The following is a 2,786-nucleotide window of genomic DNA, read 5'->3' on the forward strand; positions in this document are numbered from 1 at the left end:
GGTGGGGCTGGGCGGCCAGGGCGGCCACCAGCCGGCGTGTGCCACCGGTGTTGACGGTGGTGAGGGCCCGGGGGTCGGCGGCGTGGGTGAGGGCGGCGAGGTGGACGACGACGTCGGCGTCGGCGGTGGCCTCGCGGAGCCCGGTGCCGGTGACGAGGTCGACGGTCTCGGTGCGCGCGCCGGGGACCGGGCGCCGGGGGTCGCGCACGAGCGCGGTCACGTCGTGGCCGAGCGCGGTGAGGTGCGTGACGAGGCGGGTGCCGATGAATCCGGTGGCGCCGGTGACGGCGTATCTCATCGAGCGGCCGGTGCGGGGGAAGGGGCGAGGGCGCGGTGGTAGAGGCGGTGGGTGCGGGTGTGGACCGCGCCCATCGCCCGGGCGTAGCGGGCGGCGTCCTGGTTGTCCTCCAGGATCCAGGAGTACTCGTTCTCGGTGAATCCGAGGCGCGCGGCGGCCTCCTGGGCGCGGCAGAAGAGGGCTGCCATCAGCCCGCGGCCGCGGTGCTCCTTGGTGATGCCGGAAGTCGAGGCGCGGGTGCGGGTGATGCGGCGGCGTGCGAGGCTCGCCCGGATCAGCCCGAGGGGCAGGCCCCACGTGGTGAGGCGGCCCCGGGCCGCGGCCAGCGCCTGGTTGGCGTCGGGGAGCCAGAGCGTGAAGCCTGCGGGCTCGCCGTCGACTTCGGCGATCTGCAGCAGGTCGGGCGGGAGGACGGGCTTGAGGCGGCGGCTGAGGTGCCGGAACTCGGCCTCGGTCAGCGGCACGGAGGCGTAGTTCTCGGCCCAGGCCTCGTTGTAGATGTGCCGGACGGCCGCGAGGTCCTCGTCGTAGCGGCGGCGGTCGAGCGGGCGGATGCGCACGCCGGGGGCGGCGAGGGCGCGCCGGGCGGCGCGGCGGATGACCGCGGGGGCCTCGCCGTCCGGTGGCACGGGGCCGGTGAAGGTGTGGAGGTCCTTGGCCTTGGTGAAGCCGTGCTCGGTGAACAGCTCGGAGTAGTACGGGGGGTTGTGCGGCATCTGCACGGTGGGTGGGCCGCCGAATCCGTCGACGAGCAGGCCGCACTCGTCGTTGGTGGTGAAGCTCAGGGGGCCGAGCATGTGGTCGGCGCCCCGGTCCGCCAGCCACCGGTCGGCGGCGGTGAACAGCGCCCCGGCGACGGCCGGGTCGTCGGTGGACTCGAAGAAGCCGATGTGGCCGGTGCCCGCCCGGTGGCGCTGCTGGTAGCGCGGGTCGATGTGGGCGGCGATGCGGCCGAGGGGGACGGGGCCGCGGTGGGCGATGAAGAGCTGGACGGTCCCGGTGGTGTGGAAGGGATTGCGGCGGGGGTCCAGGCAGGCGCGCAGCTCGTGTTCGAGGGGGGCGACCCAGTGGGGGTCGTGGCGGTAGAGCCGGTAGGGCAGGCGGATGAAGGCGTTGGTGGCGGCGCGGCCCCGTACGGGGGTGATGGTGACGTCGGTCATCGTGCGGTCTCCGGGGCGGCGGCCTGGCGTGGGCGGGCCAGGACGGGGACGGCGGGGGCCGGCGGCAGGCGCCGGGCGGCCGCGAAGGCTTCGGCGATGCGGTCGACGTGGGCGTCGGTGTGGGTCGCCTGGAGGGTGACGCGGATGATGCAGCACCCTTCGGGGACGGCCGGGGGGCCGACGGGGTTGGTGTAGACGCCCGCGTCGAGCAGCTGCTGCCACAGGCCCACACAGGCGGCGGCGTCCCCGGCCCGCACGGCGATGACCGGGCCGGCGGCGTCCGCGGCGCTCTGCCCCGCCGCGCTGGGATGCCCGGTGGAGGCGGGGGCGGGCAGCGAGGAGGCCGGGCCCGTGTCGTAGCCCAGGCCGGCGAGTCGGTCGCGGAGCCGGGCGGCGAGGGTCAGGACGCGCAGGCGCCGCCAGGGCTCGGCGATGCTGATCTCCAGGGCGCTCCGGGCGGCCGCGAGCGCGGGCGGGGGCATGGAGGCGGAGAAGAGGACGGCACGGGCCGCGTAGCGCAGATAGGTGATGACGCGGGCGGGGCCGGCGAGGAACCCGCCGGTGGAGCCGAAGCACTTGGAGAAGGTGCCGGTGAACAGGTCGATGCGGTCGTGCACGCCGAAGTGCTCGGCCGCGCCGCGCCCGGTGGGCCCCAGCAGGCCGATGTCGTGCGCGCCGTCGACGATGGTGCGCGCGCCGTGGCGGCGGGCCACGGCCGTCAGGGCGGGCAGCGGGGCGAGGGCGCCGTCCATGGAGAACATGCCGTCGGTGACGACGGCCTTCGCGGCGGCGGGGTCGGCGTCGGCGAGCAGCCGTTCCAGGTGGACGGGATCGCGGTGGCGGTAGCGCAGGCGGGCGGCGGCGCCCAGCCTGATGCCGTCGATCAGCGAGGCGTGGTTGGCGTTGTCGCTGAGGACGAGGTCGCCGGTGGCGAAGAGGGCCGCGAGGGCGAGGTTGGCCTGGAAGCCGGTGGTGACCACGGCGGCGTCCTCGGTGCCGAGGAAGCCGGCGACGGCGGCCTCGAGTTCGCCGTGGAGCGGGAGGGTGCCGTTGAGCGTGCGGGCGCCGGAGCAGGAGGCTCCGTAGGTGCGCAGGGCGGTGCCGGCGGCGGCGGTGACCCTGGGGTCGGTGGCCAGGCCGAGGTAGTCGTTGCAGCCGGCCATCACGACCTTCCGGCCGTCCATGACGGCCTCGCCGTCGCGGGCGTGGAGGGGGCGGTAGTAGGGGCGGACCGGCGTGGCGTGGACCGCGCGCAGGAAGGGGGAGTCGAGGGGCTTGTCGAAGAGGTCGGCGGATCGGTTGCTGTCGGGCATGGGGGCTGTCTCTTA

At 75.7% G+C, this 2,786-nt stretch carries 3 protein-coding genes; all 3 read right to left on the reverse strand.

Going from position 1 to position 2,786, the window contains the following annotated elements:
• Nucleotides 1-298, reverse strand: a 298-nt coding sequence (locus ACSNOG_RS32410) for an NAD-dependent epimerase/dehydratase family protein (protein WP_436756281.1), incomplete at its 3' end; no start/stop codon positions are given.
• The gene (locus tag ACSNOG_RS32415; protein ID WP_436756282.1) at nucleotides 295-1,458 is read right to left on the reverse strand and encodes an N-acetyltransferase family protein; all 1,164 of its coding nucleotides are present in this window, start codon (nucleotides 1,456-1,458) and stop codon (nucleotides 295-297) included. The genes ACSNOG_RS32410 and ACSNOG_RS32415, both read right to left, overlap by 4 nt.
• The gene (locus ACSNOG_RS32420; RefSeq protein ID WP_436756283.1) at nucleotides 1,455-2,771 is read right to left on the reverse strand and encodes an aminotransferase class I/II-fold pyridoxal phosphate-dependent enzyme; all 1,317 of its coding nucleotides are present in this window, start codon (nucleotides 2,769-2,771) and stop codon (nucleotides 1,455-1,457) included. Before ACSNOG_RS32420 ends, ACSNOG_RS32415 begins: the two co-directional genes overlap by 4 nt.
• Nucleotides 2,772-2,786: the final 15 nt, after the last annotated feature.

Source organism: Streptomyces sp. URMC 124 (assembly GCF_051386455.1).
Taxonomy (GTDB): Bacteria; Actinomycetota; Actinomycetes; order Streptomycetales; family Streptomycetaceae; genus Streptomyces.